Below are 21,474 nucleotides of genomic sequence, written 5' to 3' on the forward strand. Positions count from 1 at the left end.
GCGAGGCCGCAAGGACAGGCAGGCCTGCTTGCCGTCCGGGAAGGCGGAAGCCGGCCCGCTAGAGGCTTTGGCGCTCGGCCTCGGGCGTCGAGACCAGCAGGGCCGAAGCGGCGTTGGCGGCGGTGACGGCCGCTAGCATGCCCTCCCCACGGGCAAGTGCCGCGGCCAGCGCCCCCACGAATTCATCGCCCGCGCCATGGGTGCTGACAAGCCTGACCGGGATGGCCGGCAGCGCGAAGGCCTCGCCGGTCCGCTCGCAGCAGGCGACACCCTCACCGCCTGCCGTGACGATCGCCACGGGGCAGAGATCGACCAGAAGCCGCACCGCTTGCACGGCGCCGTCGAGCGTCTCCACTACCGACACGCCGGCCAAAAATTCTGCCTCGATGGCGTTGACGACGAGGATGTCGACCAGCGCGATCAACTCGTCGGAAAGCTTGCGCGCCGGGGCGGCGTTGAGGACGACGCGGCCGCCTTGTGCCTTCGCCGCACGCGCGGCGACAGATCTGGCTGCTTCGGGCACTTCGTTCTGCAACAGGAGCACCGCCGTTTGAGCGATCATTTCGGAAGCAGCCGCGACATCCTTTTCGCCGAGAGTCAGATTGCTGCCCGAGACGATCACCGCGCCATAGTCGCCGCCTTCATCGAAGATCGCCACGCTCATGCCGGAGCCGGCGCCGGCGGCCACCCGCACGAAGCGGCGGTCGACGCCGCCGCGATCGAGATTGGCCAGCAGCGCACGGCCGAAATCGTCGTCACCGACGGCGCCGATCATCGCGGATCTCGCGCCGGCCCGCGCCGCTGAAACCGCCTGGTTGCCACCCTTGCCGCCGCATTTCGGGTGCCAGGCATGGCCGGTCACCGTCTCGCCCTTGCGCGGGCGGTCGGGGGCGTCGACCATGATGTCGTAATGCAGGCTGCCGAAGACAGTGACCAGCGGGGTTGTCGACGGCGTCATGAGCCCCGGTCTTTTCGTTTCGAGGTGACCGCCGACATGGTGCGGCCAAGATTGCGCTCCGCCGCCTGGTAGTCGCGCTGCGCCACCGCCACGAACAGTGCGTCGAGGATGTTGAGCTGGGCAATGCGCGCCGCTGCGTTCTCGCCCATCAACGGCGAGCCCTGCGCGGTCGAGCACAGCACGATGTCGGCGATCTGGGCCAGCGGCGAGTTGTCGTAATTGGTGATGGCCAGCGTGCGCGCGCCATTCTTGCGAGCGAGCTGGATGGCATCGATGACGGCCGACGTATTGCCCGAATGCGAGAAGCCGACGGCGATGTCATCCGCGCCGAGCAGCGAGGCCGACATCAGCATCATGTGCGAATCGTCGTAGACCGATGCGCGGATGCCGATGCGCAGGAATTTGTGCGAGACGTCGCGGGCGATCTGCGCCGAACCACCTACGCCGTAAAAATCACGGTTCTTCGCCCGGAAGAGCAGCTCGGCGGCGCGGTCGAAATCCTCGATATCGAGGATGGCGAGCGTCTCCTCCAGCGCCTGGATCGAGGTGCGGAACACCTTCTGCACGATCTCGGCCGAACTGTCGTCGGACGACAGTTCCTGATGCATCTCGGCGGTAGGCAAGCGGCTGTATTCATAGACGGCCGAGCGGAAGTCGCGATAGCCGGAGAAGCCGAGCTTCTTGGCGATCTTGACCACCATCGCCTCGGACACGCCGGACTCTTCGGCGATCTGCTTCAACGGGATCGTCTCGTCGAAGCCGCGCCGTCCGAAGACGGTTTCCACCACCTTGGCTTCCAGTGGGGTGAGGTGCGGCATCATCATGCGGATGCGCGGTCCTACCGCTTTCAGGTCCAGCCCGCTCAAGGTCATCCACGCCCCCTCGTCACACGATCGATAAGCATCGCGGCGAGGATTATAAGACCAGTTGCCAAGAGCTGATAGAAGGACTGCACGTTCATCAGCGTCAAACCGTTGCGCATGGCACCGAGGATGACGGCGCCGAGGATGGTGCCGACGATGCTGCCCTTGCCGCCCATCAGCGACGCGCCGCCGATGGCCGCCGCCGCGATCGCGTCGAGCTCCCAGAGATTGCCGAGGATGGGTTCGGCCGCACCCAGCCGGCCGATCAGGATCTGCGCGGCAAGGGCGGCCAGCAGGCCGGAGATCATGTAGGCGGCGATCTTGGTGCGGGCAATCGGCACGCCGGCTATATAGGCCGCCTCTTCATTGCCGCCGACGGCCAGCAGATACTCGCCGAAGGGTGTCTTCTTCAGAACGATCCAGGCGATAACGGCGACGCAGGCGACGATGATCACCGCCAGCGGCAGGCTGAACAGCGAGCCGTTGAAGATGGCGCGGAAGCTTGCCGGCAGGCCGAGCACCGGATTGCCGCCGGTATAGATCAGCGCCAGTGCCCTGTAGGTGCTCAGCGTTCCCAATGTCACGATGAAGGGTTGCAACCCGACATAGGCGACCAGCACACCATTCACCAGGCCACACAGAAGGCCGATGGCGAAGCCGACGGCGATGGCCAGTGGAAACGGCACGCCGGCAACCAGCATCGAGGCTGAGATAACCGCCGAGAGCGCTGCGGTCGGCCCGACCGACAGGTCGATGCCGCCGGAGATGATGACCAGCGTCATGCCCAGCGCCAGGCAGGCATTGATGCTCGACTGCTGCAGGATGTTGATCAGGTTGCGCTCGGCAAAGAAGCCGGGCACCAGCGCGCCGAAGACGGCGAGGATCACCAGGAGGCCGATCAGCGTGCCGGCGTCGCGCATGGAAAAACGCTGCAGGATGGCGGCGCCCGGCCGTGCCGGCGCGGCTTGCGAGAGGTCAGACATGGGCAATCCTGTTCTTCTTTTTCAAGCGCCTGTTCCTTGCGTGCCTTGCCGGCCGGCCGCGCCTTGCGACTGGGGTATGGCGTGCGCTGCAATCGCCTGTTCGCTGAGGCTTGCCCGGTCGAGTTCGGCGGCGATCGCGCCCTCGCGCATAACCAGCACGCGGTCGGCGAGCCGGATCACCTCGGGAAGTTCGGAAGAGACGACGATGACGCAATGGCCTTCGGCGGCGAGTTCTTCGATCAGATGGTAGATTTCAGCCTTGGCGCCGACATCGATGCCGCGCGTCGGCTCGTCGAACAGCAGGATCCGCGTTCCCGCCGCCAGCCAGCGGCCGATGATCGCCTTCTGCTGGTTGCCGCCACTGAACAGGCGGATGGGACGGTCGAGCAGGAAGGGCCTGAGATTGACCCGCTTCATCTTCTCGGCAGCCACGCGCCTCAGCCTGGCGTGGTCGATGACGCCGTGCCTGGCGAAGACGCCCATCGAGGCGAGCGCCATGTTGGAGGTGATCGGACGCAGCGGCACGATGCCTTCGCGCTTGCGTTCCTCCGGCACCAGGCCGATGCCGGCGGCAATCGCATCGCGCGGGCTGGATAGCCGGATCGCCTTGCCGTCGATCTCGACGGTGCCTGACGAGGCACGGTCGGCGCCGGCGAGCAGTCGCAGCAGCTCGGTGCGGCCCGAGCCGACCAGGCCGGCAATGCCCAGCACCTCGCCGCGATAAAGGTCGAAGGAGATATCGCGAACCTTCGCCGACGACAGCCCGCGCACGCCGAGCCTGACATCCCTGGTGGCGTGGGAGCGGTGTTCTTCCTGAGCAAGCTCGCGGCCGACCATCATCGAAACCACGGCCTGTTCCGAGACCTCCGCCACATCGACGGAATCGATGACGGCGCCGTCGCGCATGATGGTGGCGCGGCGGCAGATGCCGAACACCTCGTCCAGCTTGTGCGAGACATAGACCACCGCGACACCGTCACGCGACAGCCCCGCAATGACTTCGGCCAGCCGCTCGAACTCGCTCGGGGTCAGGCTGGATGTCGGCTCGTCCATGGCGACGATCCGGGCACGGTCGAGCAGCGCGCGGGCGATCTCGACGATCTGCCGCTGCGCCACCTTCAGGCTGCCGAGTGGAGCCGCCGGATCGATCGTGGCGTCGAGCGCGGCAAGGGCCGATGCGGCTTGGCGCTCCTGCTCGCGTCTGGCGACGAAGAGGCCGCCGCGCGTCAGCGGATGGCCGAGGAACATGTTCTGGGCGACGCTGAGGCGCGGCACCTGCTGCAGTTCCTGGTGGATCATGGCGACACCGGCGGCGCGCGCCGCGACCGGGTTGTTGAGCGTCACCGGCACGCCGTCGATCAGCACGCGTCCGGCGCTCGGCCGGTAGACGCCCGACAGGATGCGCAGCAACGTCGACTTGCCGGCGCCGTTCTCGCCGAGCAGGCCATGGATTTGGCCGGCGCCGACGGAGAAGGACACGTCGCTCAGTGCCCGCACGCCCGGAAAGTCCTTTGAAATGCCCTCGAATTGCAACCGGGGTGACATGGGACCCTGTTCCGCGGGCAAGGGTGCCAGCCGGGAGCGAAATGTCCTGGCCAGCACCTGCCGCCCCGCCTCTGTCCTAGGGATAGGGTCGATGCCCTACTGGCCGGCGGCCGCGTCCTTGAGCAGCGCCTTTCGTGCATCGGGGCCGGAATAGCGGTCGGCATTGTCCTTGGTGATCAGCGCCTGTGGCGTGGCGACGACGCGCGGCAGCTTCTGCCCGGCCACCAGTCGCAGCGCCGCTTCGAGCGCCACCTCGCCGGTCAGCACCGGGAACGAGTCGACCGTGCCGGTCAGTTCGCCGGCGCGGATGGAGGCGTAGGCGTCGGAAATGCCATCGGTGCCGAACACGGCGACCTTGTCCTGCAGGCCGGCAGCCTTGACCGCCTCGACGATGCCCAGCGCCATGCCGTCATTGTTGGCGTAGAAGCCGATCAGGTCGGGGTGCTGCTGCAGGATGTTGGTGGCCGCGTCATAGGACGTCTGGCGGTCCCAGTTGCCGGGCACGCTGGCGACGACCTGGAATTTGCCACCCTCGGAGATGGTGGACTTGAAGCCGTCGGTGCGCTGGACGGCGGCATAGACGCCGGCCTGGCCCTCGACGATGGCGACCTTGCCGCCATTCGGCCGGTTCTTGATGAACCATTTGGCGACGCGCACGCCATTGTCGCGCTGGACATTGCCGACATAGTGCTCGGCCTGCGGGATGACGGCGTCGTTGACGTTGACGACCGGCACGTTGGCGGCCTTGGCCTGTTCCATGATCGGCTGCAGGTTCGAATCGGTCTGCGGCGAGACGAGCAGGACGTTGTAGCCCTGCGTCACCAGGCCCTCGGCGATGGTGAGCTGGCCGAGCTGGTCGCCCTCGTTCTGTGCCGCCTGGTAGACGACGGGCACGCTGACCTTGTCGCCGAAGGCCTTGTAGCCTTCGCCCAGCGAACGCCAATATTCATTGGTCAGCGTCTTGGATACGGCGCCCGCCTTGGTGCCTGCGGGCAGCTTGGGGAAAGCGCCGAACTTGGCTTCGAGCTGCGACCAGTCGATGCGATCCTTCTCGGTGTCGGAGTTGAGCGGCGCAAGATCGGCGCTATAGGCCGGCGCGATGGCGAGCGCCATCAGCGTGGCGGTGGCGGCGGCAAGCAGAAACTTCATGGTCTTCCTCCCTGGTTTGAAAACGGCGGTGTGGTTGAGCGGCTTCGGCGGTCAGGCCCCGAGCATGATCTCCTGGACGATGGCCTGCGTGGCGACTGCGTCCTGGCGGTCGATGGCGGATGACAGACGGTTGTCTCTGTCGAGCCGCTCGACGACACCGAGCATGCGCTTGACGGTGGCGATGTTGACCTCGCATTCGCGCACCGGATCGAGCCCGGTCATGTCGGGAAAGGTGTCGAAATAGATGGCGCCGGCGTAGCCGTCGTGGCGGATCTGGCGCAGTAATTCGATCGTCTGCAGCGTGTGCACGGCGCCGACCATCAGGCCGTCGTCGCGCTTGGCGTAGCCGTCATTGAGATGCACGCCGAGAAGCTTGCTGTGCCGGGCGACGAGTGCGGCGGCAAAGGCCGGCTGCTCGTCGGCGTAAAGCACATGGGCGAAGTCGAGGGTGACGCCGAGATTGGGCAGGCCGACCTCGCGGATCGCCAGCAAGGTGGTCGCGGCATCCGGCATCAGCGAGTAGGAACGCGGCTCGTTGGGCTTGTACTCCAGGCTGACCTGGCAGTCGGGATCATGCGCGGCCACTTCACGAATTCCATCGATTTCGTGTTTCCATAACGTCGCATAGTCTGCCTGGAAGGCGTAGTCGAAGCCATCCTGTCCCAGCCACAGCGTCATCAGGTTGGCGCCGGCTTCACGCGTGGCGTCGATGCCGGCCTTGGTCAGGTCGATGGCCTCGCGGCGCACCGCCGGATCGGGATTGGTGAAGGCGCCGAGCTTGAAGGCGGGGTTGGAGTAGTAGCGCATGGCAAAGCCATTGATGGAAAGCCCGAGATCGCTGAGCTTGCGGGCGATTTCCGACGGCCTTTCACCGACATGGTCAGGAAAGTTGAGGTCTAGATCGGTAAGCCCCTCGACCTTGGCGGCGCGCGCCGCCATCTGCATCAGCGACGGCTTGCCGGCAAGATCGGGCCATTCGGCCTGTGGCTGTGACGCAAAGGAATTGAGGCGCGTGGCGAAACGGTTGGCTGTCATGGACGATCCTTCAATCGTCATGACTTCACATAAATACAAAAGTTTGTAAAGTTATTGTTTTGAAGAGAACCGCGAGGCCGGTGATCCGGCTTGCAGCCGGGCTGAGTGCACACGGGCGCGCCGGCAGTCTCCCGGTCGGAGACTCCTTCAGAGCGTCAGGATCAAGAGCGGGGCTGTACTGCCTTCACACCGCCGCCTTGCGGAAGCGGGCGACGAAATCGTCGAGTTCGGGCCGTTCCATGTCGGAGATCGCCCAGTAGGAGAAGGCGCCGTCGCTCCAGTGCACCATCGAGAAGCCGCCGGACGAAAGGTCGTCCGGCTTGGTGGTCTTGCCGCCCTGCTGCGGCTCGGCGACCAGCGTGATCAGGTGCTCGCGGTGACGGTAGACTAGGGCCGGCACCGGCCGGCCGGAGATCACCTCTACCCGGCCGCCGATCAGCGCGAAGCCGTCCTGGGCAAGGTCGGGCGCCGGCGGCGAGACGCCGATGCGGGCGTCGAGCCACGGCTTGACCGTATGGCGGTCGGACGAGACGATGTCGATCGGGCTCGCGGCAAGCAGGCTGCGGCGATGGCCGCTGGCGACCGCCGCGGCAAAGCCGTCATCGACGCCGCTCTGCATCACCCATTGCGTCGCTCCACTGGCCAGCACCGCGCTGATCATGATCGACGCGGCCATGGCGCGCCAGTCGAACGAGCCGAAGCGGCGCGCTCTCGGCGATGGCCGCGCCTGGGAAGGACGTGTCCCGGCTTCCCGTCGCTGGCCGCCACCAGCGCCCGCAATCAATCCCGGCAGTGCCGACGGCGCACCCCGCGGCGGCTCGGTCGCCTCGGCTGGCGCCTGCTGTTCGGTGGTCGGCGTGCCGATCGCCGCGATGCGGGCCCGAAACGCATCGCTGACATCGGGGCGAGGCAAGCGGCTGACCGCGCCTTGCAAGGCGACAATGCGGGCATGCTCTGCAGCAAGCTTCGGGTCGGCGGCGATGCGGCGTTCCACGGCAAGTGCGGCCGCCGCATCAAGCTCGCCATCAACAAGGGCATGGATCATCAGTCTGATACCTTCGGGATCGTTGGGCAGTCCGTCGTCGTGCGTCATGACGCTCTCCCCAATTCAGACGCCAGCAGGCCACGAGCGCGGGCCAGCCTGGACATCACCGTGCCGATCGGCACGGCAAGCATGGCCGATATCTCGCGATAGCTGAGGCCGTTGATATCACGCAGCACCAGCGTTTCGCGAAACGGCGGCGGTAAGGCAGCGATCGCCGCCTCCAGTGCTGCCGTATCGGCTTTGGCGATCAGGCTCGCCTCCGGGCCGTCCTCGTCCGGCAGGCTGGTGCCGTGGGCCGCAGCCATGTCGTCGAGATCGCCGAGGTCGCCAACGGCCAGCATGCCGCGCGGCCGGTTGCGCGCCATCCAGGTGTAGGAGGTGTTGCGCACGATGGTCAGCAGCCAGGCGCGGGCATTGCCGCCGGCATAGCCCGCGATACCGGCGTGCGCCTTGATGCAGGCGTCCTGCACCACATCCTCGGCATCGGCGGCATTGCCGGTCAGCCAGCGGGCCAGCGCTAGCGCGTCGCCGAGATGCGGCAGCACCACTTCGTTGAAGCGTTCCGCCAGGGCCCTCTCGCTCAAAGCAGCACCATGATCCCATACTCCGGGCCGTGCCGCCTCAAGATGCGACGGCGATCTCGCCCTGCTCGCAGGGGCAAAGCCCCCGGAAACAGGCAGAGCCGCCTGCCTTGCTGAAACTGAATTCATCTGCGTCACCGGTGTCAAGCGCTACAAAGGAGAGCCTGACGACGCTCATGCTGCCCAGCGCATAGCCACGGCCGACGCCGCAGCCGTGTTCGCTGTCTTTGCAATGATGCGGCATGCCGGTCTCCTCAACGCCAGACGTGGCGTATGCCGAGGAGACCTGTGACGGAGCCGGTTTATTCCCACCGTCGACGAATCCGGCTGATCACAGTCGCGTGATCAGCTGCCGCTTTTGGTCGGTTTGACGCTTAATCCGGCCAGCGCAAGACGCCCGACGAATCCTTGCGTGCGGCTTTGATCGCATCGGCCGGGCGGTCCTTCGCGGTAAGTGTGGCCCGCAGCCGTTCGGCGACGATCTCCGCCTCGCCGGGGTGGAGGTTGCAGGGGTCGAGGAAGAAATGGCCGCGCTCGACCTCGTGGTTGCGCACGATGATCGGTGGCGAGCCCGCCGCCAGCGCCGAGGCGAGGCCGGCGGCGCTGAAGCGGCTCTCCGGCAATACGAAGATCTGCAGCCGGTCGAGCGGATTGGCGGTAGGGTCCGGAATGATCTTGGCAAAGATGCCCGGCAGTCCTTGCAAAGCGTCCTTCCAGAGATTGAGCGCCGCGTCCTCGCGCTGGCGGATGCCGGCGTGATCGCGCTTCTCCCAGGCTTCCAGTGCCGCCATGGTGCCGGCGATGCTTTCCTTGCCGACCTTCATGGCGCGCGCCACGCCGCGGTTCTGCAGATAGGCTGATCGCACCAGATCCTTGCGGCCGGTGACAATGCCGCTGGTCGGCCCGCTCAGGAATTTGTGTCCGCTGTAGATGACGACATCGGCACCGCGCGCCAGAAAACCGCGCAGATCATATTCGGACGCGGCATCGACGATCACCGGCACGCCCTTGGCGTGGCAGATTTCGCAGAACTCCTCCAGCGACAGCATGCCGTACTGCACCGTGTGGTGAGCGACGACATAGAGGCCGGCCGCCGTGCGGTCATTGATCGCTTCGCGCACATGATAGTCCTGCGTCACGCTGACCGTGCCGGCGGGCACCACCTTGGCGCCGGCGACGCGGATCGACTGATCGATCGGGGCGCCGTAATTGACGATGTGACCGAGCTGGATGACGACCTCCGACTTGAGGTCGCTGGTGTCATCAGGCAGACGCTCGATGGCGAGCAGGTTGGTTCCCGTCATCGCACCGGCGATCGCCATGGTGATGCCGCTGGCGCAGCAGGCGGTGATAAAGCCGGCCTCGCCGCCGGTCAGGCGTGCGACGACCGTGCTTGCGGCACGCTGCAGATCGTCCATCTCCACCCATTGCGACGCCATTTCCGCCATGGCGCTGATCGCTTCCGGGACGATGATCGATGCGCCGAGCGCGGTCATGGTGCCGGAGACATTGATGATCGGCCGCAAGCCCAGCCGTTCGCGGATGGTGGTGTTGGAGCCGGCGGAGGAAGTGGTTTTCATGTCAGCAAATCCCGTGAGTGGCAGGTCAGGCGGCGATCTCGACGACCGCCTCGATTTCGACGGTGATGTTCCCTGGCAAGGAGCCGACGCCGATGGCCGAGCGGGCATGGCCGCCAATATCAGCGAACACATCGGCGAACAGGTCCGAACAGCCATTGACCACTTTCGGGTGGTCGCTGAAGGTCGGCGTCGCGTTGACGAAGCCGAGCAGCTTGACGACGCGCACGATGCGGCTGAGATCGCCGGCGGCGGCATGCATGACGGCGAGCAGATTGAGCCCGGTCAGGCGCGCATGCTCATAGGCCTGCTCGACGCTCACATCCTCGCCGACCTTGCCGGTGCACAGCGTGCCGTCGGCGCGCAGCGGCCCCTGGCCGGACAGGAAGATCAGCCGTCCGCTCTCGGCATGGGTGACGAAGTTGGCGATGGGCGTCGGCGGCTCGGGCAGCGTCAGGCCGAGTTCGGCGAGCCGGATGTAAGGCGTCATGGAAGAGGGCTCCCCTTGGTTGGCTTCAGCCATCCGATATTCAAAAATCAGCGGTGTCGGCCGCCCGATGTCAGAAATGCGAGGCGCGGAAGCGCGCCAGGAAGGTGCGGAGGCGTTCGTTGCTGGTCTCCGCCGCGAGGATCTCCTTGGGCGGGCCGACGGCGCTGACACCGCCATCGGCCATGAAGACGATGCGGCTCGAAGCGTCGCGGGCGAAGGCCATTTCATGCGTCACCATCAGCATGGTCATGCCGTCCTCGGCAAGGCTTCGCACCACGGCCAGCACCTCGCCGACCAGTTCGGGGTCGAGGGCGGAGGTGATCTCGTCGAGCAGCAGGATTTTCGGCTCCATCGCCACGGCCCGCGCGATGCCGACGCGCTGCTGCTGGCCGCCGGAAAGCTCGGCCGGCAGGCTGTCGGCCTTGTGGGCGAGGCCGACGCGGCCAAGCCAGTGTTCGGCGGCCTGGCGCGCCTCGGCCTCGCTCTTCCCGCGCACCTTGGTCAAGCCCAGCATGATGTTGCCGGCTGCGGTGAGGTGCGGAAACAGGTTGAAGCTCTGGAATACCATGCCGGTCTCGGCGCGCATGGCGGCCAAGTCGCGCTCGCTGCGGCGTTGGCGCGTTCCGGCTGAGAGGTAGCCGACCTCCTTGCCGTCGATGCGGATCGAGCCTGAGTCATAGCTTTCGAGGAAGTTGACGCAGCGCAGCAGCGTGGTCTTGCCGCTGCCCGAGGGGCCGATGACGGTCACCACCTCGCCGCGTTTCATCTGCAGGCTGACGGAACGCAGCACATCGACGGCGCCGAAGGCCTTGGAGACATCGCGCACGTCGAGCAGCGCGGGACTGGCATTTGTGGCGTCGGACATCGTGCTATTCCCGAATGAAGGCAAAGCGCTGCTCGAGCCGCCGGGCGGCGAGCGAGAGCGCGTAGTTGACCGCGAAATAGATGAGCGCGCCCAGTATATAGAGCGGCATTGCCTCATAGGTGCGGCCGATGACCTGGTTGATGGCCTGCATCAAATCGGTGATGCCGAGTAGCGACACCAGCGCGCTGCCTTTGACCGCATCGGTGACGCCATTGATCCAGGGCGGCAGGAAGCGCCTGAAGGCCTGCGGAAAGATGACGTAGGTCAGACGCTGGCGGAAGGTCAGCCCGATCGCCATCGCGGCCTCGGACTGGCCTTTCGGGATCGAGGCGACCGCGCCCCTGAGATATTCGATGACCTGCGCCGTCTTGAACAGGGTCAGCGCCAGCACCGCGGCCAGAAGGACGGCAGATGCAGTCCGATCGCGGGCAGGCCGTAATAGACGAAGAACATCAGCACCAGGATCGGAATGCCGCGAATGGTGTCGGAGAAGATGCGCACGGCCCAGCGCAACGGGGCTGGGCCATAGACCAGGCCGACACCCAGCAGGACGCCGGCGATAAGCGACAGGCTGACGACAAGGAGCGATACCCAAAGGGTCACGGCGAAGCCTTTGGCGAGGAAGGGCAGGGCGTAGAGGATCTGGCTCAGCATGTCAGCGCGCCGCCCTGAACCGGCGCTCGACGAGCCTGAGCGCGAAAAGCAGGATGTAGCCGGTCAGCAGATACATCGCCGTCGTCACCAGATAGACCTCGACGATGCGGAAGGTGTTGAAGTTGATCCACTGGGCGCCGAAGGTGAGCTCAGGCACCGAGATGACCGAGGCGATCGAGGTGTCCTTGAACAGCGAGATGAAGGTGTTGGACAGCGCCGGCAACGTGATGCGCAGCATGGTCGGCAGGCGCACATGGATGAGCCTTTGCCAGGGCGTCAGGCCGATCGCCTTGCCGGCATCGAGCTGGCCGCGCGGGACGGCCTCGAGGCCCGAGCGAAACACCTCGACCAGATAGGCGCCGCTATAGACCGACAGCGTCAGGACGAACGAGGTCGGTGCGCTGTAGGCCAGGTCGACCACGGTCGGCAGGCCGTAGAAGACGAGATAGACGAGCAAGATCAGCGGCACGTTGCGGATGAATTCGACATAGGCGGCGATGATCGCCCGCACCGTACGTCCGGCCGAGACGTACCAGACCGCTAGCACCAGGCCGATGACGGTGCCGATGGCGATCGAGATGACGGCAAGCTCGAGGCTGAGCAGCAGTCCGCCCCAGAGCTTGTCGAAATGCCGCCAGATCAGGTTGAAATTAAGGGCATAGCCCATGCGTAAGCCTTAGCACCGCGGACCGTCGGGAGGCGAAAGGGCGCTGGATGTGCCCTTCCGCCCGATGCAGATCAGATGGCCGGGAAGCCGGGATGGCGCGCCGGCGGCTCCTGTCCGAAATAGTCCTTGAATGCTGCGTCGTAGAGGGCGTTTTCGTGGCCGAACATGGCGATGGTGAACGTCGCGTTGACGAAGGCCAGCCAGTCGAGGTCGCCTTGCCGGAGTGCTGCGCCATACAGCATGCTCAGCCAGCTCTTGCCGGCGTCGAATATTTGTCCGGGTTGCGCGAGGCAAGCCAGCGCACGGTGGACAGATCGACGGCGGCTGCGTCGACGCGCTTCGATTCCAGCGCCTGAAGCACGTTGGCCTGGGTGTCGATCTGCATGACCTGGCATTGCGGCAGGACCGAATGCACCTGTGCCTCGGCATCGACATTCTGCAGGATGGAGATGCGCGTCGCCGAACCGGCGGCAAGCAGCTTGTCGAACGTCCTGTTCTCGGCTGTCGGAAGGCTCAGCAGGGCAACGCCCTCGACATAGTAGGGCCGGGAAAAATTGACCAGCTGCGAACGCTGGGCGCTCATGGTCATGAACTGGATGGTGATGTCGACCTTGTTGGTGGTGACGTTGGGAATGCGCTGCGCCGGATCCTGCATGACGAACTCGACCTTGGTCGGATCGTCGAACAGGCCCTTGGCCAGGATGCGCCCCATAGTGATGTCCATGCCAACCAGCTCGCCGGCATCGTTCTCGAAATGCCAGGGCGCGTTGGTGCTGCCGGTGCCGACGATCAGCTTGCCGCGGTCGAGCACGGTGCGCAGCAGGCTGTCGGATGCGGCCTGGGCGGCGGCCTTCTGAGCATCGACGGTTGCCAGCACGCCGGCCGTCGCCAGTCCCGCCATTCCCAATTTCAGAAAATCACGTCTTCCGGATGTGTCGTTCACGGCGACCTCCTTTCGTGTTGTGTTCCCCATGCACAGGAAAGACACGTCGATGATTATCGAAAGATTGTCTCTTACAAGAGACGCATGTATCCTGTACAAGACAGATACTAACACCAGGAATCGACAATGCAAGATGGCAATGCCTTGGCCGTTTCGGCCGTCGAAAAGACGACGGCCTCCCGCGAGAAGGGCCTCAACCGGGTGCTCGAGATCCTGGACTTTTTGCACACGACGCAGCGGGCGATCGGCATTGGCGACCTTGCCAAGGGAGTTAACGCGCCACGTTCGACGACCTACACGCTGGTGCGCTCGCTGGTCGATGCCGGCCTGCTGGAAATGGCGGGCGACGGCAACCGCGTCTATTTCGGCAAGAAGCTCTATCTCTATGGAATGGATTATGTGCGCGGCAACGACCTGCTGCGGCGCGGGCGCCAGGAAGTCGACCATCTGTCGCGCGAGACCGGCGAGACCTCGGAATTGTGCATGCTGCAGAGCGGCCGTTACACCATCGTCCACTCCAGCCCCGGCACCAGGCCGTTCCGCATCAGCTCGGCCACCGGCCTGCAGATACCGCTGCCCTGGACCGCGTCTGGCCGGCTGCTCCTGGCGGGGCTGGAGCGGGCCGAGATCGAAGCCATGGTGTCGGAAGACGATCTCGTGCTGCCTGACGGCCGCAAGCTGCGGCTCGACGATTTCATCGCCGACATCGCCAAGGCTGGGGTGACCGGCTACTGCGTCACCTCGGGGCTGGTCGATGCCTACACGAAATGTCTTGCCGTGCCGGTCTTTTCAGCGCCGGGCAAGGTCGAGGCGACGATGTGCCTGGTGGTCCCCATCGATACGTCCGAGGAACGGACCGGCAGCCTCATCGGCCTGCTGCGCGATCGCGCCGGCAGGCTGTCGATCGGCGGATAGCCGAGAGACGGCTAAGCGATGATGTCTGGAATGATCTTGTCTTCCAGCGCCATCAGCCGGTCCTTGAGCACCAGCTTCTTCTTTTCATGCGCTGGATCTGCAGCGGGTCACAATTGGTGGCGATCATCGCGTTGATCGCGGCATCGAAATCGGCGTGTTCCTGCTTCAGCCGGGAAAATTCGAGGCGAATATCGGCCTGTTCCTGATCGGACATTCTCTACCGTCTGCACGTCTGCGGCGCCCAAAAGCTGGGCCTGATTGGGCGGGGGCGGCAATTTCTGCCACCGGCGCGCAGCCCATATCACATTTCACATTGTCGTGGAATGCTACCACGCAGCATTCGACATCGCATTCGGAAGGTGGCAAAGTGTCATTGTGCCGTCACAGAAGCGAGCCTGCGGTGGACGCGCCTTGACGGCTGCAATCGAGGAAACCATGAAAGGGAGAACCAATCATGTCTCTTGCTTCCCATCTTGATGAGTTGCAGCGGAAACACGGCGACATCGAACGTGAAATCGATGACGCGATGAACCACCCGTCGGTGGACGACCTCGAAATCGTGAATCTCAAGCGACGCAAGCTGGCACTCAAGGATGCGATTGAGAAATTGAAAGCGCAACCGACCACGCATTGATGCCCGACTGACATAGCCGCCACTATGCGGTCTTCTTGCCGGCGGCAATCGCCGCCGGTGTGTCGGGTTTTGATTTCCAGCGCCAAGTCATAAGCCGCAGCTAATATCCCTCAGATCCATTTTGCACCTCGGCCATCGCGCGGTCGTGCCCTGTTTCACGCCCCCGGCCCGGATCAATTGCTGCCAGTGGCGACCTGTCGCCATTGACAAGCCATGTTTGCTCCTCCACCTCATGCCCGGACTTCAGCGCATCGGCCCCGGGGAGTGCTTGCGCGTCCAAATGGACGCGCAAGGCCCCAGAGACAAAAGGCTGCCGGCATGACCGGATATTTTTCCTTTCCCTTCCCCCGCCGCACCTCGGTCGGCGTCGATGTCGGCGGCGTGGTCGTCGGCGGCGGCGCTCCGGTTGTCGTGCAGTCGATGACCAACACCGACACGGCCGACATCGACCAGACCGTCGCGCAGGTCGCAGCACTTCACCGCGCCGGCTCCGAGATCGTGCGCATCACCGTCGACCGCGACGAGAGCGCTGCCGCCGTGCCGCGCATTCATGAGCGGCTTCAGCGGCTTGGCATCAACGTGCCGCTGGTCGGCGACTTCCACTATATCGGCCACAAGCTGCTCGCCGACCATCCGGCCTGCGCCGAGGCGCTGGCCAAATACCGCATCAATCCCGGCAATGTCGGCTTCAAGGACAAGAAGGACCGGCAGTTCGCCGCGATCGTCGAAATGGCGATCAAACATGACAAGCCGGTGCGCATCGGCGTCAACTGGGGCTCGCTCGACCAAGAGCTTCTGACCCGGCTGATGGACGACAACCAGGATAAGGGTTTTCCGCTGACCGCGCAGGAGGTGACGCGCGAGGCGATCGTCCAGTCGGCGATCCTGTCGGCCGAGATGGCCGAAGAGATCGGCCTTGGCCGCGACAAGATCATCCTGTCGGCCAAGGTCAGCGGCGTGCAGGATTTGATCGCCGTCTACACCGAGCTTGCCACCCGCTCCGACCATGCGCTGCATCTGGGCCTCACCGAGGCCGGCATGGGTTCGAAAGGCATCGTCGCCTCGTCCGCCGCCATGGGCATCCTCTTGCAGCAGGGCATTGGCGACACCATCCGCATCTCGCTGACGCCGGAGCCGAACGGCGACCGCACACGCGAAGTGCAGGTGTCGCAGGAACTGCTGCAGACCATGGGTTTCCGGCAGTTCGTGCCGATCGTCGCCGCGTGCCCCGGCTGCGGCCGCACGACCTCCACCGTGTTTCAGGAGCTCGCCCAGAACATCCAGGCCGATCTGCGCAAGAACATGCCGGTGTGGCGCGAAAAATATCCTGGCGTCGAGAACCTCAAGGTCGCGGTGATGGGCTGCATCGTCAACGGTCCGGGCGAGTCCAAGCATGCCGATATCGGCATTTCGCTGCCCGGCACCGGCGAGACGCCGACGGCACCCGTCTTCGTCGACGGCAAGAAGGCGGCGACGCTGCGCGGACCGTCGATCGCGGCGGATTTCGAGAAAATGGTCGCCGACTATATCGAGCAACGGTTTGGTCGCGGCAAGGCCGCGGCAGAGTAGCTCAGATGCAGCGTTTCCTCTGGGCGGCGCTGATTGTCCTGTGCGGTATGGCTTGGTCGACACTCGTTCAGGCCGATCCGCCGCAATCGGCCAAGCAGCGGCTGATCGACAAGGTCTGCAACCTGATCCAGGCCCATGCCGACCAGAACGGCCTGCCCCGGGATTTCTTCGCCCGGCTGATCTGGAAGGAAAGCCGTTTCGATCCCAATGCCGTCAGCCCCGTCGGCGCCGAAGGCATCGCTCAGTTCATGCCGGGTACCGCCAAGATGCGGGGGCTCGAAAATTCCTTCGACATCAATCAGGCGATCCCGGCGTCGGCGAAATATCTCGCCGAAATGAAGACCAGCTACGGCAATCTTGGTCTGGCCGCGGCCGCCTACAATGCCGGCGAAAGCCGGGTGTCGCGCTGGCTGGGTTCGGGCGGCTTCCTGCCGATGGAGACCGAGAGCTATGTCTTCGATGTCATGGGCGAGCCAGTCGACAAATTCACCGACCCCGCCTATGCCGGAAAAATCGAGCCGCTCGACGCCAAGGCGGATTTTGCCGTCGCCTGCCGCAAGCTGCCGGTGATCATGTCGCAGACCGTGGCGATGGCCTCGATCAACGTCAAACCATGGGGCATCCAGGTGGCCGGCAATTTCCGCCGCAGTGCCGCAATCGGCCAGTGGCTGCGGGTGAGGAGCCGGTTTCCGACGCTGCTTGCCGGCCATGATCCGGTGGTGAGCCGGGTGCGCACGCCGATCGGCCGGCGCGGTATCTACGCGGTCCGGATCGGGGTCGACGACCGTGCCGCCGCCAACGTCATCTGCCAGAAACTGCAGAGCGTCGGTGGCGCCTGCGTGGTGGTGCGCAACCGGTAGGCCGATCCGGAGCCGGATGGTCTGAGGGCGTCTCGAAGTCGACACCGGCCATCTCACCGCGCTGGAATGTGCCCGTCGCATCCAGCAACAATTTCGACTATAGGCGGCGGTGGATTGGCCGGGGTTGCCCTGCCTGCGATGAACGACGAGGGCAGCGGGATGTTCGACGCCTACATTATCTGCGGCACGCCGAGAACCGGCAGCACTTTGCTGTGCAAGCTCCTGGCATCCACTGGAACATCAGGCGATCCTCACTCCTTCTATCGGCGGCAGGATGTGGCGGAGTGGGCGCAGGAGTGGAAACTGCCAGCTCGTGACACGATGGGCGAGCTTGAATTCAACACGGCCTATCTCAATGCGGCAATCACCGCCGGCAAGGGCGGGACAGGCATCTTCGGCCTGCGCTTGATGCACGAAAACCTGGATGAACTTTCGGCGATCCTCGACCGGATTTTCCCAGGGCTGGCGTCGGACACGGCGCGTTTCGCAAAGGCCTTTGGCCGCACCCTCTACATCCACCTGTCGCGCGAGAACAAGCTTGCGCAGGCGATCTCGCTGATCAAGGCACAGCAGACCGGTCTTTGGCACATCGCGCCTGACGGCACCGAGATCGAGAGGGTCGCACCGGCGCAAGAACCCCAGTATGATTTCGAGCTGATCAAAGGGGAGCTTGCCAGGCTCGAAGCCTATGACACGGCCTGGAACATCTGGTTCGCGGCGCAAGGTCTGACCCCGTTGCGCATTGGCTACGAGCAACTTTCCGCCGACCCGGCAGCGGCATTGGTGGCCATCTGCGAGGCCCTCGGCGTTCAGCCCCCGAATGCCGATGACATCCGGCCAGGCGTCGCGAAGCTCGCCGACGAGACAAGCCTCGACTGGATGCGCCGCTATCGTCTGGAGGCGGCCGGCTGAGTATGGGGGCCGAGCAAGGCCGCAACGTCATCGGCGGCGTGGATTGTGCCCGTCGGGCATGGCAAGCATTTGAGCTATAGGCGGCGACATGACCGATCTGATCTACAATGATCCCGACTTCGTTCAGTTCTGCGACATCGAGAATCAGGATGGCCGCGCCGATTTCGACTATTGCATCCGTCTTGCCCGGGATGGCGGCTCGGTCCTCGATCTTGGTTGCGGCACGGGTCAACTGGCTGCCGAAATGGCCGAAGGGTGCAACGTCACCGGTATCGATCCCGCATCGGCCATGCTCGACGTCGCGCGACGCAGGAGCGGCGGCGACAAGGTCGACTGGATTGTCGGCGACGCGCGAACGGTGCGGCTCGGAAGGCGGTTCGATCTGGTGCTGCTGACCGGTCACGCGTTCCAGGTTTTCCTGACCGAAGAGGATCAGCGGGCGGTGCTGCGTACCATCGCCGAACATCTCGCTCCCGGTGGGCGCTTCATCTTCGACACGCGAAATCCCGCCATGGAGGCGTGGCTGGAATGGACGCCGCAGCGCTCCGAAAGGATGGTGGAGCATCCCAGCCTTGGCACGGTCAGGGCATGGTATGATGCCGACTGGGATGCCGCCAGTGCGGTGGTCACCTATTCGACCTTCTATGAAATTCCGGGCGGCAGACCAGTTCTGGGCGCCGAATCGAAAATCGCGTTTCCGAACAGGGAAGATCTTGCCGGGATGCTGGATGACGCCGGCCTGCTGGTGGAGCAATGGTTCGGCGACTGGCAAGGCGAATCCTATGCGGACACCTCTCCGGAAATCATCCCGACAGGTCGGCTGCGCTGATCTGGCAGCCTAACGGGGCTATATCTCACGCCGTCTTGGCCACCACCGTTTCGCTGAGCCATGTGCCGATCTTGGCGCCGAGGCGATCGGGCGAGACCGGTTTCGGCAGATAGTCGTCCATACCGGCCTCGATGCATTTGTCGCGATCGCCCTTCAGCGCGTGCGCGGTGACGCCGATGATGGGGATGTGACCGCCCGACGAGGCCTCGATCGCCCGGATGGCGCGGGTCGCCTCGTAGCCGTTCATCTCGGGCATCGAGACATCCATCAGGATCAGTTTCGGATGCAGCGACCGGTACATCTCGACCGCCGTGCGACCGTTGCCGGCGATGCGGTAGCTGAGGCCCAGCCCGTTGAGGATCTGGCCGAACACCAGCTGGTTCACCTCATTGTCCTCGGCGATGAGGATGTCGATCGGACCGTTCGGTGTGACGGCCGGTTCCGGCGCGGTGGCGAGCGGGATGGCGGGGCCGCGGATGACGGTGAAGGCCGGCGGAGCCGGCTGCGGCATCGGCTGGACCGGCTCACGGATGAACTGCGCCTTGCCGACCTGCGAGCGGGCCTTCTGGATGACCGAAATGACCGTACCGAGCAGCACCGCCGAGCGTGCCGGCTTGGTCAGATGCGCGGCAATGCCGAAATCGATGATCATCTTGCCGAAATCGACCTGGTCGACCGAGGTCAGGATGACGATCGGGATGGCCGACAGCCGGCTGTCGGCGGCGATCGCCCGGGCGACATCGGCGCCGTTCATGCCGGGCATCTGGTAGTCGAGGATGATGCAGTCGACGCTGGCGCCCAGCTGGCAGGCGCGATCGAGGAAGGCGAGCCCCACGGCACCGCTTTCGGCGGCGGCGCAGTCGAAGCTCCAGCTTCTGAGCTGTTCGAGCAGGATCTCGCGGTTGACGGGATTGTCGTCGATGACCAGCACGCGGGCGCCGGTGACATCGACCGGCACGATCGCATCGCGCGCCTCGGCGTGGTGCACGGGCAGCGGCACCCCGAACCAGAAGACGGAGCCGCGCCCGATCTCGCTCTCGACGCCGATCTTGCCGGCCATCAGGTCGACCAGGCGGGCGGCGATGGCAAGGCCAAGGCCGGTGCCTTCATGGCGGCGGGTCGAGGATCCATCCACTTGCGCGAATTTCTCGAACACGTTCTGCAATTTCTCGGCCGGGATGCCGATGCCGGTGTCCTCGACGCGCAGCTTGAGCTGGACGACATCATCGACGGTGTCGCCGCCGACATCGATCAGCACATGGCCCTTCTCGGTGAACTTCACCGCATTGCCGACCAGATTGGTGACGATCTGCCGGAAGCGGCCGGCGTCGCCGACGACATGGGCCGGCAGGCGCGGATCGACACGCACGATCAGTTCGAGGTTCTTTTCGGCGACGCGCGCCGAGACCAGCGTCGCCACGTCCTCGACCGCTTCGGTGAGACGGAAAGGGGCAGGATCCAGGGTAAGCTGCCCGGCATTGATCTTGGAGAAATCGAGGATGTCGTTGATGATGGTGAGCAGCGCATTGCCGGATTTGACGATGACGTCGGTGAAGGTCTTCTGGCGTGGGGTCAATTCGGTCTTGGCAAGGAGTTCGGCCATGCCGAGCACGCCGTTCATCGGCGTGCGGATCTCGTGGCTCATATTGGCCAGGAATTCCGACTTGGCGCGGTCGGCGGCCTCCGCCTTGAACAGGGATTCGGCCGATTGGGCAAAGGCGCGGCGGATCGCCTGCTCCATCGGCCGGAAGATCCAGAAGGCGACGATGGCCAGGACGCCGAACAACAGGCCGCTCGCCCATAAGAGCAACCGGTCACTGGATGCGTCGGCCAGATGGCGCTCCTCGTCCATGGCGGTGCGGACGCGGACCAGCATCGGCTGCACAAACAGATCGTTCTGGTTGCGGATCTCGCGATAGCTCCATTCATCGGCCTTTTGCGCCACCGACATCAGGTTGAAATTGCGCACCATATCGTGCGCCGACCAGAACAGGTCGCCGTTGACCGAGGCGGTTTCGAGTTCGCTGATGGTCTTGGCCGACAGGCGCGAGCGCAGCGCGGCGAACTGGGCGGTCAGCGTGTCGATCTCGCTGGTCAGGCGTTCGGAATGGTCGCGCGCCGATGCGGTCAGCGCGTCGCGCGTTTCGTTGCGCCAGGCGGAGCCCGTCGTCTCGGCGAAGCTGGTCGCGTTGCGCAGGTCGCGGGTGAAGACGACGAGGTTGCTGCTCAGCGCATCGACCTCATGACGGAAGGAATTGACACGGTTGAGCGCAACCATGATGGCCGTGGAAGCCAGCGCGAAAATCAGCAATCCTGAAAGATAGCGAATCCGGACAAACCGGATGAAGGAAGAATATTCCGGCATGCGCAACCCCAACACATACGCATTATTTTAACGAC

Annotated in this window: 24 protein-coding genes and 1 pseudogene; 6 read left to right on the forward strand and 19 right to left on the reverse strand. The window is 64.7% G+C overall.

Annotation, left to right across the window (positions count from 1 at the left end; genetic code table 11):
* Window positions 1–58: 58 nt before the first annotated feature.
* From AC0V8S_RS07735 to AC0V8S_RS07815, 17 genes are all read right to left on the reverse strand, one after another.
* Entirely contained in the window at window positions 59–958 is a 900-nt protein-coding gene (locus AC0V8S_RS07735) for a PfkB family carbohydrate kinase (protein ID WP_475437338.1), read from the reverse strand.
* Window positions 955–1,830 (reverse strand): MurR/RpiR family transcriptional regulator, encoded by an 876-nt coding sequence (locus AC0V8S_RS07740; protein ID WP_475437339.1) that lies wholly within the window; start codon window positions 1,828–1,830, stop codon window positions 955–957. Before AC0V8S_RS07740 ends, AC0V8S_RS07735 begins: the two co-directional genes overlap by 4 nt.
* Entirely contained in the window at window positions 1,827–2,804 is a 978-nt protein-coding gene (locus AC0V8S_RS07745; protein WP_475437340.1) for an ABC transporter permease, read from the reverse strand. Before AC0V8S_RS07745 ends, AC0V8S_RS07740 begins: the two co-directional genes overlap by 4 nt.
* Before the next feature lie 21 nt (window positions 2,805–2,825).
* Window positions 2,826–4,349: a sugar ABC transporter ATP-binding protein gene (locus AC0V8S_RS07750; protein ID WP_475437341.1), complete on the reverse strand. Its 1,524-nt coding sequence runs from the start codon at window positions 4,347–4,349 to the stop codon at window positions 2,826–2,828.
* A gap of 96 nt (window positions 4,350–4,445) precedes the next feature.
* Window positions 4,446–5,498, reverse strand: a complete 1,053-nt coding sequence (locus AC0V8S_RS07755; protein ID WP_183463839.1) for a sugar ABC transporter substrate-binding protein — start codon at window positions 5,496–5,498, stop codon at window positions 4,446–4,448.
* A gap of 51 nt (window positions 5,499–5,549) precedes the next feature.
* The gene (locus AC0V8S_RS07760; protein ID WP_183463837.1) at window positions 5,550–6,533 is read right to left on the reverse strand and encodes a sugar phosphate isomerase/epimerase family protein; all 984 of its coding nucleotides are present in this window, start codon (window positions 6,531–6,533) and stop codon (window positions 5,550–5,552) included.
* A 184-nt stretch (window positions 6,534–6,717) separates the two neighbouring features.
* Window positions 6,718–7,626, reverse strand: a complete 909-nt coding sequence (locus AC0V8S_RS07765) for an anti-sigma factor family protein (RefSeq protein WP_475437342.1) — start codon at window positions 7,624–7,626, stop codon at window positions 6,718–6,720.
* The gene (locus tag AC0V8S_RS07770; RefSeq protein WP_183463833.1) at window positions 7,623–8,162 is read right to left on the reverse strand and encodes a sigma-70 family RNA polymerase sigma factor; all 540 of its coding nucleotides are present in this window, start codon (window positions 8,160–8,162) and stop codon (window positions 7,623–7,625) included. The genes AC0V8S_RS07765 and AC0V8S_RS07770 overlap by 4 nt, the downstream gene beginning before the upstream one ends.
* A gap of 37 nt (window positions 8,163–8,199) precedes the next feature.
* Window positions 8,200–8,403 (reverse strand): hypothetical protein, encoded by a 204-nt coding sequence (locus AC0V8S_RS07775; RefSeq protein WP_475437343.1) that lies wholly within the window; start codon window positions 8,401–8,403, stop codon window positions 8,200–8,202.
* 130 nt (window positions 8,404–8,533) lie between these two features.
* On the reverse strand, window positions 8,534–9,739 hold the full coding sequence (locus tag AC0V8S_RS07780) for an aminotransferase class V-fold PLP-dependent enzyme (RefSeq protein ID WP_475437344.1): 1,206 nt from the start codon (window positions 9,737–9,739) through the stop codon (window positions 8,534–8,536).
* Between the two features lie 25 nt (window positions 9,740–9,764).
* Window positions 9,765–10,226 carry a RidA family protein gene (locus tag AC0V8S_RS07785; RefSeq protein ID WP_475437345.1) on the reverse strand — a complete coding sequence of 154 codons (462 nt, stop codon included), beginning with the start codon at window positions 10,224–10,226 and terminating at the stop codon, window positions 9,765–9,767.
* Window positions 10,227–10,296: 70 nt separating this feature from the next.
* Complete coding sequence (locus tag AC0V8S_RS07790; protein WP_475437346.1) at window positions 10,297–11,091, reverse strand: amino acid ABC transporter ATP-binding protein; 795 nt, start codon at window positions 11,089–11,091, stop codon at window positions 10,297–10,299.
* 4 nt (window positions 11,092–11,095) lie between these two features.
* The gene (locus AC0V8S_RS07795) at window positions 11,096–11,482 is read right to left on the reverse strand and encodes an ABC transporter permease subunit (protein WP_475437347.1); all 387 of its coding nucleotides are present in this window, start codon (window positions 11,480–11,482) and stop codon (window positions 11,096–11,098) included.
* Window positions 11,470–11,745 carry an ABC transporter permease subunit gene (locus tag AC0V8S_RS07800; RefSeq protein ID WP_475437348.1) on the reverse strand — a complete coding sequence of 92 codons (276 nt, stop codon included), beginning with the start codon at window positions 11,743–11,745 and terminating at the stop codon, window positions 11,470–11,472. Before AC0V8S_RS07800 ends, AC0V8S_RS07795 begins: the two co-directional genes overlap by 13 nt.
* A 1-nt stretch (window position 11,746) precedes the next feature.
* Window positions 11,747–12,412, reverse strand: a complete 666-nt coding sequence (locus tag AC0V8S_RS07805) for an amino acid ABC transporter permease (RefSeq protein ID WP_183463821.1) — start codon at window positions 12,410–12,412, stop codon at window positions 11,747–11,749.
* Between the two features lie 71 nt (window positions 12,413–12,483).
* Complete coding sequence (locus tag AC0V8S_RS07810; RefSeq protein WP_475437349.1) at window positions 12,484–12,654, reverse strand: hypothetical protein; 171 nt, start codon at window positions 12,652–12,654, stop codon at window positions 12,484–12,486.
* A 2-nt stretch (window positions 12,655–12,656) separates the two neighbouring features.
* Window positions 12,657–13,355 carry a transporter substrate-binding domain-containing protein gene (locus AC0V8S_RS07815; protein WP_475437350.1) on the reverse strand — a complete coding sequence of 233 codons (699 nt, stop codon included), beginning with the start codon at window positions 13,353–13,355 and terminating at the stop codon, window positions 12,657–12,659.
* Between the two features lie 126 nt (window positions 13,356–13,481).
* Between AC0V8S_RS07815 and AC0V8S_RS07820 the strand changes: the two genes are divergently transcribed.
* Window positions 13,482–14,270 carry an IclR family transcriptional regulator gene (locus AC0V8S_RS07820; RefSeq protein ID WP_475437351.1) on the forward strand — a complete coding sequence of 263 codons (789 nt, stop codon included), beginning with the start codon at window positions 13,482–13,484 and terminating at the stop codon, window positions 14,268–14,270.
* An 11-nt stretch (window positions 14,271–14,281) separates the two neighbouring features.
* On the opposite strand, the pseudogene AC0V8S_RS07825 reads toward AC0V8S_RS07820, so the two are convergent.
* Window positions 14,282–14,484, reverse strand: a pseudogene (locus AC0V8S_RS07825) (YdcH family protein).
* A 240-nt stretch (window positions 14,485–14,724) separates the two neighbouring features.
* Here AC0V8S_RS07825 and AC0V8S_RS07830 point away from each other — a divergent pair.
* The 5 genes from AC0V8S_RS07830 (at window position 14,725) to AC0V8S_RS07850 (ending at window position 19,074) form a co-directional block, all read left to right on the forward strand.
* Window positions 14,725–14,904 carry a YdcH family protein gene (locus AC0V8S_RS07830; RefSeq protein WP_010911953.1) on the forward strand — a complete coding sequence of 60 codons (180 nt, stop codon included), beginning with the start codon at window positions 14,725–14,727 and terminating at the stop codon, window positions 14,902–14,904.
* A 318-nt stretch (window positions 14,905–15,222) separates the two neighbouring features.
* Window positions 15,223–16,473 (forward strand): flavodoxin-dependent (E)-4-hydroxy-3-methylbut-2-enyl-diphosphate synthase, encoded by a 1,251-nt coding sequence (gene ispG, locus AC0V8S_RS07835; RefSeq protein ID WP_095201223.1) that lies wholly within the window; start codon window positions 15,223–15,225, stop codon window positions 16,471–16,473.
* 5 nt (window positions 16,474–16,478) lie between these two features.
* Window positions 16,479–17,333 (forward strand): transglycosylase SLT domain-containing protein, encoded by an 855-nt coding sequence (locus AC0V8S_RS07840; protein WP_475437352.1) that lies wholly within the window; start codon window positions 16,479–16,481, stop codon window positions 17,331–17,333.
* A gap of 114 nt (window positions 17,334–17,447) precedes the next feature.
* Window positions 17,448–18,245 (forward strand): Stf0 family sulfotransferase, encoded by a 798-nt coding sequence (locus tag AC0V8S_RS07845; RefSeq protein WP_475437353.1) that lies wholly within the window; start codon window positions 17,448–17,450, stop codon window positions 18,243–18,245.
* An 88-nt stretch (window positions 18,246–18,333) separates the two neighbouring features.
* Window positions 18,334–19,074, forward strand: coding sequence for a class I SAM-dependent methyltransferase (locus tag AC0V8S_RS07850; RefSeq protein ID WP_475437354.1), 741 nt, complete (start codon window positions 18,334–18,336; stop codon window positions 19,072–19,074).
* Between the two features lie 25 nt (window positions 19,075–19,099).
* Here the strand turns inward: AC0V8S_RS07850 and AC0V8S_RS07855 are convergent, their stop codons facing one another.
* Window positions 19,100–21,439 (reverse strand): response regulator, encoded by a 2,340-nt coding sequence (locus AC0V8S_RS07855; protein WP_475437355.1) that lies wholly within the window; start codon window positions 21,437–21,439, stop codon window positions 19,100–19,102.
* Between the last annotated feature and the right edge of the window lie 35 nt (window positions 21,440–21,474).

Source organism: Mesorhizobium oxytropidicola (assembly GCF_056174625.1).